Annotated in this window: 12 protein-coding genes; 5 read left to right on the top strand and 7 right to left on the bottom strand. The window is 60.1% G+C overall.

Annotated features, from left to right (window positions below):
• The 5 genes from ABX749_RS05765 to ABX749_RS05745 all read right to left on the bottom strand — a co-directional run.
• Positions 1 to 1,524, bottom strand: a 1,524-nt coding sequence (locus ABX749_RS05765; protein ID WP_372895140.1) for an HD-GYP domain-containing protein, incomplete at its 3' end; no start/stop codon positions are given.
• The gene (locus ABX749_RS05760) at positions 1,521 to 1,985 is read right to left on the bottom strand and encodes a response regulator (protein WP_372895139.1); all 465 of its coding nucleotides are present in this window, start codon (positions 1,983 to 1,985) and stop codon (positions 1,521 to 1,523) included. The genes ABX749_RS05760 and ABX749_RS05765, both read right to left, overlap by 4 nt.
• Positions 1,986 to 2,006: 21 nt before the next feature.
• Entirely contained in the window at positions 2,007 to 3,107 is a 1,101-nt protein-coding gene (locus tag ABX749_RS05755; protein WP_372895138.1) for an HD domain-containing phosphohydrolase, read from the bottom strand.
• A gap of 67 nt (positions 3,108 to 3,174) precedes the next feature.
• Positions 3,175 to 4,392 carry a sensor histidine kinase gene (locus tag ABX749_RS05750; protein WP_372895137.1) on the bottom strand — a complete coding sequence of 406 codons (1,218 nt, stop codon included), beginning with the start codon at positions 4,390 to 4,392 and terminating at the stop codon, positions 3,175 to 3,177.
• A 159-nt stretch (positions 4,393 to 4,551) separates the two neighbouring features.
• Positions 4,552 to 5,664, bottom strand: coding sequence for a YdjY domain-containing protein (locus ABX749_RS05745; protein ID WP_372895136.1), 1,113 nt, complete (start codon positions 5,662 to 5,664; stop codon positions 4,552 to 4,554).
• A 208-nt stretch (positions 5,665 to 5,872) separates the two neighbouring features.
• Here ABX749_RS05745 and ABX749_RS05740 point away from each other — a divergent pair, with 208 nt between their 5' ends.
• Both ABX749_RS05740 and ABX749_RS05735 read left to right on the top strand, forming a co-directional pair.
• Positions 5,873 to 7,852 (top strand): hypothetical protein, encoded by a 1,980-nt coding sequence (locus ABX749_RS05740; protein ID WP_372895135.1) that lies wholly within the window; start codon positions 5,873 to 5,875, stop codon positions 7,850 to 7,852.
• Positions 7,853 to 7,865: 13 nt separating this feature from the next.
• Positions 7,866 to 8,591 (top strand): YggS family pyridoxal phosphate-dependent enzyme, encoded by a 726-nt coding sequence (locus tag ABX749_RS05735; protein WP_372895134.1) that lies wholly within the window; start codon positions 7,866 to 7,868, stop codon positions 8,589 to 8,591.
• Between the two features lie 138 nt (positions 8,592 to 8,729).
• Here the strand turns inward: ABX749_RS05735 and ABX749_RS05730 are convergent, their stop codons facing one another.
• Positions 8,730 to 10,067, bottom strand: coding sequence for an ATPase, T2SS/T4P/T4SS family (locus tag ABX749_RS05730; protein ID WP_145219523.1), 1,338 nt, complete (start codon positions 10,065 to 10,067; stop codon positions 8,730 to 8,732).
• A gap of 58 nt (positions 10,068 to 10,125) precedes the next feature.
• On the bottom strand, positions 10,126 to 11,331 hold the full coding sequence (locus tag ABX749_RS05725; RefSeq protein ID WP_372895133.1) for a type IV pilus twitching motility protein PilT: 1,206 nt from the start codon (positions 11,329 to 11,331) through the stop codon (positions 10,126 to 10,128).
• Positions 11,332 to 11,698: 367 nt separating this feature from the next.
• On the opposite strand from ABX749_RS05725, the gene ABX749_RS05720 reads away from it, so the two are divergent.
• From ABX749_RS05720 to ABX749_RS05710, 3 genes are read left to right on the top strand one after another with little or no spacing between them, the layout of a single operon-like run.
• Positions 11,699 to 12,703 (top strand): sugar phosphate isomerase/epimerase family protein, encoded by a 1,005-nt coding sequence (locus tag ABX749_RS05720; RefSeq protein WP_372895132.1) that lies wholly within the window; start codon positions 11,699 to 11,701, stop codon positions 12,701 to 12,703.
• A gap of 9 nt (positions 12,704 to 12,712) precedes the next feature.
• Complete coding sequence (thiS, locus tag ABX749_RS05715) at positions 12,713 to 12,916, top strand: sulfur carrier protein ThiS (protein WP_095738006.1); 204 nt, start codon at positions 12,713 to 12,715, stop codon at positions 12,914 to 12,916.
• A 4-nt stretch (positions 12,917 to 12,920) separates the two neighbouring features.
• The gene (locus ABX749_RS05710; protein ID WP_372895131.1) at positions 12,921 to 13,790 is read left to right on the top strand and encodes a thiazole synthase; all 870 of its coding nucleotides are present in this window, start codon (positions 12,921 to 12,923) and stop codon (positions 13,788 to 13,790) included.
• Positions 13,791 to 13,836: the final 46 nt, after the last annotated feature.

The raw sequence follows: 13,836 nt of genomic DNA, 5'->3' as shown, positions 1-13,836 counted from the left end.
GTGGTTGATGCGGATCTCGTCGATTTCGTCGATGTACCGATGAAAGACTTGGATCAGGTTGGGATCCCAAAACGTGCCAGCGCCGTCGTTGAGAATCGTGACCGCGCGGTCGATCGACATGCCTTTGCGATAGGGGCGGTCACTGGTCATCGCATCGAAGGCGTCGCAGACGGCCAGGATGCGACCGTCGATCGGGATGTTTTCACCGGCCAATTGATCGGGATAGCCTTCGCCGTTCCAGTGTTCGTGATGGTAGAGCACACCGGGCAGGATGTCTTGCAGGGCATCGAGTTCTTGCAAGATTCGCCAACCGGAATCCGTGTGCGTTTCGATGATCGCGCGTTCTTCGTCGTTGAGCCGATTGGGTTTTTGGAGCACGCCATCGGGGATGGCGATCTTGCCGACGTCGTGCAACAGACCGGTCAGGTAGATCCGTTCGCATTCGACGGACGTGAATCCGATCTTCGATGCCAGGCAGCGGGCGAAGCTGGCGACGCGTTCGCTGTGTCCGCAGGTGTAGGGGTCGCGGGCTTCAACGGCGTTGACCAGTGCGCGGATGACGTCGGTGAACAGTTCTTCTTTTTGACGAAGCAGGCGAATGTTGTTGAGCTGCGCGGCCAACTGATTGGTCGCCGTTTCCATCAGTGACGCTTGCACGGTCGTGAATCCGAGCTGTGCCCACGGCACGTCGTCGACATCATCTTTCACCCGATTGCACGCCATCACCCAGCCGTGCAGCCGTCCTTCGCTGGAACACTCGACAATGACATATTCGTCCAGCCCGGCAACGCCGCAATGTTGATCGCCGATGTTGCGATTGCGGACGACCGGTTGCTGACTCAGTTCCGCGGCATGGCTTTGGATCAGTTCCAACACCGATTCGTCTTGGATCAGTCGCGTTCCGGTCCACAGGGGGCGACGTTGCTGTCGTCCGGAATCGTCGACCAAGATGGCTGCGATCGAGACGGCGCCCACACCGCTGACCAAGGGCATCAGCGAGGCGAGTACGAAACCGTCGGTGTCCTCTTCGGTTTGCGGCAGTTCCAGGCTGGAGGCGAGCGCGCGGATCAGCGACAGCTCTTCAAAGTCCTGCATCACCTGGTTGGTCAACGAATCGACTTCGGCCAGCAACTGTTTGGTTTCGTTGCGTGAGATTTCAAGCTCGAGCAGTGTCATCGCGTGGCGGCCGATGCGTTCGGCATGGTCTGCGGGCGCCGACCAGACGGCGATCCCTCCGGCGGGCAGCGCGAGTGCCTGGCGAACCGTCGCGGCGCCAGACGCTTGTTCGGTGTGCACGCGATGCGGGTCGGAGGTCGCTTGCACGACCAAGGGGTGTCCGCCGTCACGCGCTTCGACCACCGTGACTGACAAACCGATCCCCTCGGCCAAGATATGGGCGAGTGATCCGTCGAGCCCACCTTGGTCATACGTGCAGACTTTGACGATCGAAGACGCTGTCTCGGAAGACGCTGTCTCGTCTGCATTGCCTAGGAGCGTACCGTTTTGCGCGACCGCTGGATTCATGCACTTGCTCCTGGTAGACCGGTCGACGGCATTCCCCCGCTCGGCGTGGATGCAGCGGGGGCGGGTGGGCAGGCCGCTTTGGAGGCATGTTGATTGATGGCGTCGCTGACGGCCGAGACGACGGTTCCGGGGCTGAAGGGTTTGCCGAACACCGTGTCGATTTTCAGCTTGACCACGCGGGGGTCACGCGACAATTCCAGTTGACGTCCGGTGACCAAAAAGCATGGCAGCGTCGCGTCCATTTCGCGGACGCGTTCGATCAATTCGATCCCCGACATGATCGGCATTTCGTGGTCACTGACGACCGCCGCGACTTGGCTGTCACAGAATGATTTCCATGCCTCGCCGCCGTTGCCGCAGGTGATCGGTTCGAATCCACAGGATTTGAACTTGAATGACAACACGCGAGCCAAGCCGGGATTGTCTTCGGCGATCAGCACTTTTCGTTTTTCGGTGGGCATGGCAGTTCGGCAGGCCAGAAGTTAAAGGGTGGGAGTGGCGAGTTGCGAGGGAGCGGAGTCGGTCGCAGCATCCGGGGCGTCTTCGGGGGCTTCGTCTTGAATCATTTCGCAAAACTTGTCGACCAGTTCGGGGTCGTGAATGCCTTGCTTGGCGCGATGTCGCAGAATCTCGACCGCTTCGGCTTGCGACTTGGCGCGTCGAAAGGGGCGATCATTGGTCAGTGCGCTATAGACATCGACGATGCCGACGATTTGAGCCTTGAGCGGAATCTCGTTGCCGCGCAAGCCGTCAGGATAGCCGGTGCCATCGAAGTGTTCTTTGTGGTGTCGGATGATCGGCAGCACGGGGGCCAACGGTTTCAGCGGCGCGCAGATGTCGCAGCCCACTCGCGGGTGCTGATGGAACAGGGCGCGTTCGCGCGGGGTCAGCGGTCCCGTCTTTTCCAAAATCGAATCGGGGATCGCGATCTTTCCGACGTTGTGCAGGATGGCTCCGTAGCGAAGCATCTTCAGTTCCGCTGCGTCGAGGCCGATGGCTTTCCCGAACGCGACGGCGAAGTTGGCCGCTTGCTCGACATGGCCGCTGCTGTATCCGTCTTTGCTGGCGACGGCACGGGCCAGTGACAGGGCGACACTTTCGGCTCCGATCAATTCCGCATTGCCTTTGTGAAGCCGCGTGATCGATCGCAAGCGAACTTTCAATTCGCCGCGGTTGATGGGTTTGCTCAGGAACTCGTCGGCGCCGGCCTCAACCGCCTCGTTGATTTCTTCGTTCGATCCGGTGGTCGTCAACATGACGATCGGAATGGTGCGGTATTGCATGTCGCTTTTTAGTTCACGACAAACCTTCAATCCGTCCATTCCTCCGCCCAAGCCGGCGTCCAGCAGGATCGCATGTGGTTCCGGTGTGGCGGTGGCGCAGGCGTAAGCGTCGGGCCCGTTGGTGGCTTCAATAATCTCGTAGGATTCTCCGGCCAGCCCCATCCGCAACAACTTGCGAATCGTGGCGTTCCCGTCGGCGACCAGGATTCGCATTTTGCGTTGGGCATCGACGGCCGCTTGTGAAAACGATTCCGCGAACCCTTCGGCGAATCCTTTGTTCAATTCGTTGCGTTCGATCATGATCAACCTATCTATTCCCGTGCTGGTTCAAGTTGTGATTCGCGGCAAGTGGTGATTGCAAATTGGCTTAGACGCCTGCGAGATCAAGATTCAACACCGCGTCTTCGGGACGCAGCGTTCGTTCGCCGGCCGGTTCGTCGCACATTTCTGCTTCACGCGGCAAACGGATCGTGAACATGGTTCCGGTGTCGACGACACTTTCGACGTCGATGGTTCCGCCGTGCAGTTCGGTCAGGTGCTTGATGATCGCCAAACCGAGTCCGGTGCCGATGCCTTGGTCGGCGATGGCGGCTTGATAATAGGGCTCAAACAAATGCTCCATGTGTTCTGGAGCGATGCCGCGGCCGGTGTCGCGCACGCTGATGCGGAACATGTTCTTTTCGTCGGGACGGATCTGCACGATCACGCTGCCGCCGCTGGAGTTGTACTTGATCGCGTTGGAGAGCAGGTTCAACAGGATTTGTCGCAGTCGCAACGGGTCAGCGATCACTTCGTTCAACTCCACGTCGACTTGAGCGGTGATCGAAATCTCTTCGTCTTTCGCCCGCACGCTGACCATCGACACGCACTGGGACACCAATTCGGCCAACGCCACCGGTTGCGGTGCTAAACGGATCATGCCTGCTTCGGCTTTGGCGTAATCCAAAATGTCATTGACCAACGCCAGCAGATGCTGAGCGGAGTCATCGATGTCCTGCACAAACTCACGTTGCGATTCGTTCAGCTCGCCGGTGCTTCCGTCGAGCAAGGTTTCGCTGATGGCCGTGATGGTGGACAGCGGTGTACGGACTTCATGGGAGGTTTGTCGGAGTGCCTGGGCACGCATCGCGACGAGTTGTTCCTGGATTTGGTTTTCCAGCGCCCGCTGTTTTTCTTCACGCTGCAGCCGATAGCTGGCCATCAACACGCGGACGGTGAGAAACAGCACCGCTCCCAGGGCGGCCATGTCCCGGACCGCATCAAAGATCGGACTCCAGGTCGTCGGTTCGGCCGCGTAGTAGAGCTGGGCGAACATCGTCGCGGTGACCACGGCGACAATCGCGCTGGCCAGACCCAAGGCGCGACGACGGACCAGCGCATAGGCGGATCCGACGGCCGCCAGATAATACAGAATCAGGATGAAACGATCCTCGAACGCCATCTGGTGCATGAAGACGAGAAAAAGGACCGCCGATCCGAAAATCAGGCTGTCCGGGCCGAACGTTCGAGAGAGTTTCTGTTTCAACGCGTGCATGGTGTTGTGCTCCGACGGTTGGAATCGCCCAGACCGGGCGGTTTTCGTCATCGAACACTACGTTGCACTTTTCATCTCATCTCCGGATTCGCACGATGACTTGGGATCAGCCCCCCCGGACACCATGAATATTGGGGCAGTGCCGGTTGTGCATTTCCACCGGTTTCTGCCGCTGGCGGCCTGTTTTCCAGTCAAATGTCGTCGATCCGATCACTGGGCCCGCGGGACATCCCTCGCGGTCGGCAATTCGACACGATCGGCCGGTTTTGACGGTGACGGGGCGTCCGACGGATTCGGCACCGGCACCAAAAACAGACGCACCGGGGTGTCGCGATCGGGGATCTTGGATTCGAACGGGACAAATCTCAGCGAGTCGGCGTCGGCACTGCTGGGGATCGCAACATCCAGCATCGCGCTGGAAAAGTTCGAGACACAGATCATGTCGCCGGAGTCGGCCATGTAGTGTTCTTGTTTGGTTTCTTCGTCCTGCCAGAAACCGCTGCCGGCAAACACCCATTCGGCCGTCATCGCCTTTTCCGTCTGTAAATCCTGGACCCACTCTCGGGCATCCACGACGTGAAATTCATCGTTGGCGTCGTACCAGCAGACCCAGACCCGGATCACCTGGCCGGTCGGCGGGGCAAATTCTGGCCGAAATCGCACCGGGGTTCCCGGGGTCGCGTCGACCGCCAGCAGGGCGGCATGCACTTCACGCGATCGCGCCAACGCCGCAACGATCGACTCATGCTCTTTCGTCCCGACCGGGCAGGCAAACATTTCCAGTGCACCGCGTTTGAGCGCCACGTAGCCATCGATGATCACACGCTGACGTTTGGGATCAATCCACAGCCGACCGGTCGCGCTCAGCTGTTTCGCACCCGGCGGCGGCTGAAAGGCTTTCCGCGCGATTTCCTCGGCGGTCGGCCCCTCGGGTTCCCATTGGGGAAGGTCATCCTCGGGAGCGGCAGGTTCCGGGCCGGCGTCGGCAGTCGTTGTTTCGGCGTTCGCGTTGTTTTCCTCCGAGGACATGTCCGGCGGTGACGGCAGTGGCCGGCCGGGACCGGACTCGATCTCGTCCGGCGTCGCGACGACGTCGGAGGGCTTGGGCGTTTCAGGTTTCGGATCAACCGGGGGGACGGCCGGATCGGAGGCTTGAGTTTCGGGTTCGTCGACCGTCGTCGAATGCGACGCAACGAGAGGTTCGGACGCGTTTTCCGTCGCGGTATCGGTGCCAGCTTGCGGTGCCGATTTGCCGCAACCGACCAACGGGATCAACAGCCCGAGTAGCGAACAGGCTAAACCGAGTCGGATTCGTTTATTCATAAAGGCCGCTGGAGAGATTGAATTGGGATGCGATGGGACGCGTGAACAGTAGGTGCAAGACCAGTGGGTGCAAGAGTCGAGCATGGCGAGTAAGGTAGCGTCCGATCTACCGGTGCCATTTATGTCGCGCTGCTGTCTGTCTTCCATCTTCGCCTTTTGACCTGCCCGAATCCAGCCTCCAATGCCCCGAAAGCGTCGACAACCCGAAATGCCTGACCCGAGCGCATCCTCACCGCAGGCCGTTGCGGCTGTCGCTGCATCGACTGCCGGAACTGACACGGTGGTGCTCGAGGAATCCCCTCTGACGTCGGCGCAGTGGACGACGTTGCGCAAACGGATCCTCGCCGATCAAGAGAAGCAACCGATCGACGTGGTCTTTGGCGACGCGGTGTGGCGGGGAACGATTTATCGTTGGGGGGCGGCGACCGCGTTGCAAACGCCCTGCGACATCCAAACCCAATGGTTGACCCGGACGGCGACCGGCGCGAGCACCAGTGGCAAGCGATTTCGTACGATCGAGCCGGACGTGATGGTGCGACGTTTTCAAGAGTCATTGATCCGCAGCCCGGCCGAGTTGAGCGAGGTCTGGAACGTCTTGGTTTGGTCGGCGGCGATGCCGGGATTGTTGCAGCACCTTGAGGAAGCCGATTGGTGGAGCCTGTTGGGGACGATTCAAGATTATCGTGACGGCCTGCTTCAATGTGATCCGACTGATCCAGCCGTTTTGATCGGAGTCGCCGAGATCGGGCTGACACTTTCGCATCGGCTCGCCGCGTTGCCCTCGTGCCGTCGGTTGGCCGGCAGCAGCATCGAGGCGCTCAAGAAGTGGTGTGAGCAAGATGATCTTTCCGTTTCCGCCGTGCTCGTCCAGCCACACCAGTGCCGGCTCGCGTTGGCTTCCTTGTTGCGTTTGCGTCGTCTGCTGCGGTTCGTCCCACCGCCCAAGCCGGCGAAAAAGACGAAGCAAAAAGACCGCAAGGCAAAGTCCAAAACGTCGATCGGCTGCTCGGCCTTTGAAAAAGCGATCGACGAGATCGCAATCGAGTTGACCACGTGGGTTGCGGCGTTGACCGGCCGCGGCGGCGTCCAGGCGTTCTCAAGATTGAGCGAGCGAGACGTTCAGGATGACTTGGGGAAACACGGGCTTTTGATCTCCGCCGCTGAACTGGATCCGGAAACGTTGCAGCCCGCCATCAAGGCCGCTTTGGGAACAGGGCAGACAAAGGGACGACTGGCGTGGCAGGTCAGTTTGCCGGAAGCGATGTTGCACGACGAAGAGGCCAAGGTCGTCTGCCTGCTTCCCGAATGGGACGTGCGGCGCGGGCGAACGGTGGTCGAGTACGCCGATCGCCAGTCGCGACTGGAATGGACCGCGGGCAAATCGACCCTGATCAGTGGTCGCTGCGAAACGACCATCGCGATCGACGGTCAGCCGCTTGAACCCCTGGGCGACTGGGTGTCGACCTGCGAGTACACCGATGACGATGTTCACTATCTGGAAATGGAGCAACTGCACGAGGCCGGTTATATCTTGCAGCGGCAGTTTATGGTCCTGCGTGAAGATCGCTGTTGTTTCTTTGCCGACGCGATCGTTCGGGGACAGTTTCATGAAGAGTTGCATCGCGCCGCCGACGCGCGGCACGACCGTGACCAGGGGGAACGCAGCGACGCGGCATCGGTCTCTCTGCCGTTGATCGACTATCAGATCCGTTTCCCGCTGGCCGATGGAATCGCTGTAGAGACCGAAGCGGAGACGACGGAGTTGTTTCTTGGCGACCATCGTCAACGCGCGTTGGTGTTGCCATTGTCGGCAGCGGAATGGAAAAATTCGCCTTCGCCGACGCGGCTGCGGGAGACCGAAGATCGACACCTGTTGCTCGCGTCACAGGGGCACGGTCAGTTGTTTGTGCCCCTGTGGGTGGACGTTTCGCGGGACCGGTTTTCGATGAAACGAACGTGGCGGCAGCTGACCGTTGCCGAGCAATTGAAACTGATCCCGCAGCGTACCGCCGCGGCGTATCGGATTCAGATGGGAAAGGCCCAGTGGATTGTGTACCGTTCGATGGCACCGTCGGGGCCACGAACGTTCATGGGCAAACAATTGATCGCGGACTTTTATTGTGCCCGATTTGATGCCAAGGAAGAGTCCTACGAAGACCTGATCACGGTGGAAGACAATCCCAGTTGACGCAATGAACGCGATGCCGCAGCCCCATGAGACCGCCCAACGGATCCGTCGCAATTGGATGGCCGTCAACGACGAGGTTCGTCACGCCGCCGAGGCAGCGGGCCGGGACCCCGGTTCGGTCCGCGTGATCGGCGTTTCGAAGTATGTCGACGCCGCCACGACGGAAATGCTCTTTGACGCCGGTTGCAGCGACCTGGGCGAGAGCCGTCCGCAAGTGTTGTGGCAGAAAGCCGAAGCGATCGCCCCGGCCGTTTCCGCTGACCCCCAACGCAACTTGCGCTGGCACATGATCGGTCATGTTCAAACCAACAAACTCCGGCGGATGCTCCGCTTTGATCCGCTGATCCATTCGGTCGACAGCGAGCGGTTGTTGCGCGCGATCGACCAGGAAGCGAGTCGTCAGCAACGCGTCGCCGAGGTCTTGTTGGAGGTCAACATCAGCGGCGATGAGAGCAAGACCGGTCTTTCGCCCGAGGCGGTCGGTCAGTTGTTGAAGATTCCCGGACTCACTTCGGTGCGGGTCGTGGGATTGATGGCGATGGCGGGATGGGGAACGGAATCGGCAGAGGCGGCGAACCAGTTTCGCAGCGTCGCGGAGCTGCGTGATCGGCTGGTCGAATCCGGTGGTTACGAGTTGCCGGAGTTGTCGATGGGGATGAGCGGAGACTTTCGCGAAGCCATCGCCGCGGGGGCGACAATGGTGCGGATCGGGTCGGCGCTGTTTGAAGGCGTGATCTAAAGTGGCGTAAGCTTCCAGCTTGCGATTGCCGAGCTCGCGAGGCATGCCTGGTCACCGCTTCGGTGGAGGCAGAGACCGGACGGCACGCGCCGCTTCGGCGAACGCCTTCGATCGGCAAGCAGGATGCTTACCCCACGGTTACGCTTTCTTGGCGAAGGCGCGTTTCAGTTCGTCCAAACCGGTCAGACCGCGGGCGATGGTCAGCACCGCTTCGGTTTGCACGCCGTGGAAGCCTTCGGATTTGGCGATCCCCGCCAGCCGTGCGACGTCCTGGGTTTTGGTCAATGCGTCGCGCAGCTGCGGGCCGGGCGTGAGCAGTTCGAAAATGGCGATGCGTCCCAGGTAGCCGCGGCCCTGGCATTTGTGGCACGGCGTGATCGGCGCGGGGCGACCGTTCTCATCGACCTGTTGTTCGATCGGCGGCGGAATGAAGGGCTGGTACAACAGCGTGACCCGTCCCGGCGGAATGCCGAGTTGTTGCAGCAGTTGGGGCGGCGGCTGGAATCCGACCTTGCAGTTATCGCAAAGTCGGCGGACGAGACGTTGGCCGAGCACGCAGGAAACCTTCTGCGCGATCACGGCGCGTTGATCGGGGTATTGGGCGATCAAACGCACCAGGCCCTCGACCGCCCCGCCGGCGACCATCCGTGTGATGATTTTCTTTTCCGCTTTGCTGACTTGGTCGAGCGCCAGTTGGAAGGATTCGGCATCGACGGTTCCGGGGAATAGAAAGACGTCGGGTTCTTTGAGGATCGCCTTGCGGACCGCTTCGTAGGGCGTCAGGCCCGTGCTGCCGCCGTAAAGATTGGCGTTGATGTTGATGATTTCAGGCTCCGGTCGGGCCTGGTCTTCGAACGACTGGAAATCTCGCAAGAAGCGGTCGGCGGCGTTGATTGCGACGTTCCAGGTCGTCGTCAGGCCTTCGGTTTTCGGAGCGGTCAGCAGCACGATGTCTGCTTCGTCATTGAGGTGCTGCTTCAAGGCGGTGACCATTTTGTCCCGCATGCCGAGATCGCTGAGCGTCTCGAACGGGATCTGCAGCGAATCCAGGCGAACCAGGACGCGTTCGCCCGTGGGCACACCTTGGGACTGCATCACCAGGTCGAACTTTTCTTTCTTGAGTTTGACCGCGACCGATCCCGACTGGGCACTCCGTCGATCGGCGGGGTTGAGCAGGCACAGTTGCTTGAGCGCGAACAACATGCCGTCGCCGGTTTCGCGATCGAGTGCCGGTAACTGTTCCCACAGGCCGTCGATCAGGTACCGCATCGCGCAGCCGGCGGCGGTGAAGTCCAGCAAGACCTGCGTGGCACGCGACTGAATCGCGTGGGAGATCTGCCCGGCGGCGACTTCATAACCGGCACCCTGGCGGGTGCTGATCAGCAGTGCTTGGACTTTCGTGTTGTCGCTGAGCTTGGGCGAGAATTCGACGGGGGCAACGGATTGCCAGAGCTGTGGTGGGGGTTGTTCGGCCATCAATTACGGGCAAGGGCAGATGAGTTGAGTTGGCAAAGGAAGTGGTCGCCGCAAGAGCTTACAAGATACCGGGGGCTTTCACATCGATGCCCTTGAGAGCCATTTTCAGCGCGTCTTTGTTCGGCGCGACGGCGAAGGCGGTGGGGCGATCGATCAATTCGTCATCGATCAGGCCTTTCAGACTCATGGTAAAGTCTTGCATTCCGTCATCGGCACCGATGCGAATCGCGTCGGGCAGTTTCTCGTCCTTGCCTTCCAGGACAAGTTTTCGGATCGTCGGGTTGAACGTCATCACTTCGCAGGTGGGAACCCGCGAGACGCCGGGTTTGATGCTTTTGAGTAGTTTTTGGGCGACGATGCCTTTCATGTTGAACGCGATCGCGCTGCGAATGGCGTTGTGCATTTCTTCGGGAAACAGGTCCAAAATCCGGCCGATCGTCGTCGACGCACTCGCCGCGTGGATGGTTCCGAACACCAGGTGACCGGTTTCGGCGGCGTGAATCGCCGTCATGAAGGTCTCTTCGTCACGAAGTTCCCCGACCAAGATGATGTCGGGGTCTTCCCGCACCGCATGCTTCATCCCGATGCTGAAATCCTTGACGTCCTGTCCCATTTCCCGCTGGTTGATCAGGCACTTGTCTTCGGTGAAGATAAATTCGATCGGGTCTTCGAGGGTCAGAATGTGTTTGCGGTAGATCGAATTGATGTAGTTGAGCATCGATCCGATCGTCGTGCTTTTGCCGCTACCGGTCACCCCGGCCAGCAGCACCATGCCCTGTTCGTAGTGGCACAGGCCTTCGATCGAATCGGGCAGGTACAGCCCGCGAAAGTCGGGGATGAAGTTATTGATCCGCCGGGCGACCAGGCCGATATTCCCCAGCGACTTGAGCATGTTGACACGGAAACGCCAACGCACGCCGTCGACCATCATCAGGTAGGCAAAGTCGGCACCGCCTTCCTCTTCGAAGATCAGCAGGTTCCGCTCGTCCATCATCGGCAGCAACAGGTCGACCATCTCTTCGGAGTCGATCGGGCCGCGGTTGAGTGGTTTGAGCGACCCGCCGACTCGGACCATTGGCGGCTGGCCGACCTTGAGGTGCAAGTCGCTGCCTTCCAGCTTGACGAGGGCTCGGAACAGTTTATCGACCTCCAGCTCTTCCCGCTGATGGAGCAGCGATTGGCGGAGTCGATTGGCGACAGCTTCTGCGGTGGTGGAACCGGTGGGGGGGGGAGCCGAAGCAGTCTTGCCGTTTTTATGAGCCATTTCGAGTCTTACAGAAAAAGGAGGAGCCGGGCCAAACGCGCGGGTCAGAAATGCACACGGGTCAGAAATCGCCTTGCGGGAGTTTCAGCCATCTTATTCTAGGCCAAGGATGGTAACGCTCAATGGACTCGGCGTGGGCTCGATCCGCTTTGAATCGAAACTCTCTCGGTGACCGGGGCACCCAAATTGGGTCCGATGACCACCATTTTGACCGGGAATCGCGATTTGGGGGTTCTCGCGGGGTTTTCAGGGTTGTTGCAGGTTTTAGCAGCGGGTGCGCAAAATACCCCTGGAAGCATCGGATTGCATTTCTTCCAATTTCATCTTTTCATTATTCCGACCATCCCGTTTCCCTCTGGAGAGCTTCATGTCGCGTCCTGTCACCCTGTTTACCGGTCAATGGGCAGACCTTCCGTTCACCGACATGGTCCAAAAAACGAGCGGATTCGGCTATGACGGCATCGAACTGGCATGCTGGGGCGATCATTTTGAGGTCGACAAGGCGATCGCGGAGGATGATTACTGCGACAAGAAACGCCAGGCGCTCGACGACGCCGGGCTGCAATGCCATGCGATCAGCGCCCACCTGGTCGGCCAAGCCGTCTTGGATCTGATCGACCAACGCCACCAAGCGATCTTGCCGGAATATGTTTGGGGCGACGGCGATCCCGATGGGGTCAACACCCGGGCGATCGAAGAACTGAAAGACACCGCACGGGCGGCCCAGAAATTCGGCGTCGAAGTCGTCAACGGCTTCACCGGCAGCAGCATTTGGCACCTGCTGTACTCCTTTCCCCCGGTTCCGCCGAGCATGATCGATGCCGGGTTCGATTTGCTGGCCGAGCGATTCAATCCGATCCTGGACGTGTTCGGCGAATGCGGCGTGCGGTTCGCGCTGGAAGTCCACCCGACCGAAATCGCTTTCGATATCTACACCGCCGAGCGAGCGCTCGAAGCTCTCGACCACCGGCCCGAATTCGGATTCAACTTTGACCCCAGCCACCTGATTTGGCAGGGCGTCGATCCGGTCAAGTTCCTGCGTCGTTTCCCCGATCGGATCTACCACGTGCACATCAAGGATGCGATCGTGACCTTGGACGGAACGAGCGGGATCAACTGCAGCCATCTGAATTTCGGTGACCCACGACGCGGGTGGGACTTCCGCAGCCCAGGACGCGGCGGCGTGAACTTCGAAGAAATCATTCGCGCGCTCAACGACATCGGGTACAACGGACCGCTGTCGATCGAGTGGGAAGACAGTGGAATGGAACGCGAGTTCGGCGCCGCCGAAGCGTGCCAGTTCACCAAAAAGCTGGATTTCTCGCCCAGCACCCGCGCCTTTGACGCGGCCTTTGACGACGACAATGACTGAGTCCAACCGATGATCTCCATCACCGTCAACGGCCGACGCGTCGAAATCGATTCGGAAATGAGTGTCGAGCAACTGCTCGACACCGTCGATGTGCCGCCGAACTACTTGGCCGTCGAGATCAACGCGGACGTGGTCCCACGTGAAACGTATGCCGACACGATCGTTCGTGACGGCGACGACGTCGAAGTCGTAACCCTGGTCGGAGGCGGATAGTCCATTGTCCATCGCATCTACATCCAACGCTTCCGCCGAGACCGATGACGCACCGCTTGTCGTGGGCTCTCACACCCTGGCCAGTCGGCTGATCGTCGGCACCGGGCGTTACGACACGATGGAGCAGATGCGTGACTCGCTCGATGCGTCTGGATCCGATTGCGTCACCGTGGCCGTCCGCCGCGAACGGCTTTACGACCGTGGCGGCAAGAATATCCTGGATTTCATCGATCTGGATCGTTACACCCTGTTGCCCAATACCGCCGGTTGCTACACCGCCGCGGATGCCATTCGCGCCGCCAAACTGGGCCGCGAAATCCTCAAAACGCTCGGCAACCCCGGTGCGGATTGGGTGAAGCTCGAAGTCCTCGGCGATAGCAAGACCTTGTTGCCCGATCCCGCCGAGACGGTGGCGGCGTGTCGCGAACTGGCCGCCGACGGATTCCAAGTCCTCTGTTACACCAGCGATTGCCCCGTCACCGCGCGGCGACTGAAAGAGGCGGGCGCGGCCAGTGTGATGCCCGCCGGCAGCCCGATCGGCAGCGGACAGGGATTGCTCAACCCCAACAACCTGCGAATCATCCTGGAATATCTCAAGGAAGACGATCCCGATTACCCGGTGATCATCGACGCCGGGGTCGGCACCGCGAGCGACGTCAGCCAGGCGTTCGAACTCGGCGGGGACGCGGTGCTGTTGAATACCGCGATCGCCCACGCCCGCGATCCGGTTCTGATGGCCAAGGCGATGAAGCACGCCGCGATCGCAGGTCGTCACGCCTTTCGGGCCGGCCGCATCCCCAAGCGACTTTATGGGACCGCATCAAGTCCCGCCGAAGGTGTCATCAGCACGCGGCCCTACGGCAGCAACGCCTGAGCACAAAACATTAAAGGGTGGCGTAAGCTTCCAGCTTGCGTTCTCG

Origin of the sequence: Stieleria sp. (genome assembly GCF_041595215.1) — a bacterium.
Lineage (GTDB): Bacteria > Planctomycetota > Planctomycetia > Pirellulales > Pirellulaceae > Stieleria > Stieleria magnilauensis.
Note: the sequence above shows the minus strand (reverse complement) of the source record. Positions and strands in the feature narration are given on the sequence as shown.

What these genes read in the sequence shown, in the direction of transcription:
- ABX749_RS05760 (WP_372895139.1), bottom strand. Translation starts at nt 1,985, where the DNA reads ATGCCCACCGAAAAACGAAAAGTGCTGATCGCCGAAGACAATCCCGGC.
- ABX749_RS05720 (WP_372895132.1), top strand. Translation starts at nt 11,699, where the DNA reads ATGTCGCGTCCTGTCACCCTGTTTACCGGTCAATGGGCAGACCTTCCG.
- ABX749_RS05750 (WP_372895137.1), bottom strand. Translation starts at nt 4,392, where the DNA reads ATGACGAAAACCGCCCGGTCTGGGCGATTCCAACCGTCGGAGCACAAC.
- ABX749_RS05755 (WP_372895138.1), bottom strand. Translation starts at nt 3,107, where the DNA reads ATGATCGAACGCAACGAATTGAACAAAGGATTCGCCGAAGGGTTCGCG.
- ABX749_RS05745 (WP_372895136.1), bottom strand. Translation starts at nt 5,664, where the DNA reads ATGAATAAACGAATCCGACTCGGTTTAGCCTGTTCGCTACTCGGGCTG.
- ABX749_RS05730 (WP_145219523.1), bottom strand. Translation starts at nt 10,067, where the DNA reads ATGGCCGAACAACCCCCACCACAGCTCTGGCAATCCGTTGCCCCCGTC.
- thiS (WP_095738006.1), top strand. Translation starts at nt 12,713, where the DNA reads ATGATCTCCATCACCGTCAACGGCCGACGCGTCGAAATCGATTCGGAA.
- ABX749_RS05735 (WP_372895134.1), top strand. Translation starts at nt 7,866, where the DNA reads ATGCCGCAGCCCCATGAGACCGCCCAACGGATCCGTCGCAATTGGATG.
- ABX749_RS05740 (WP_372895135.1), top strand. Translation starts at nt 5,873, where the DNA reads ATGCCTGACCCGAGCGCATCCTCACCGCAGGCCGTTGCGGCTGTCGCT.
- ABX749_RS05725 (WP_372895133.1), bottom strand. Translation starts at nt 11,331, where the DNA reads ATGGCTCATAAAAACGGCAAGACTGCTTCGGCTCCCCCCCCCACCGGT.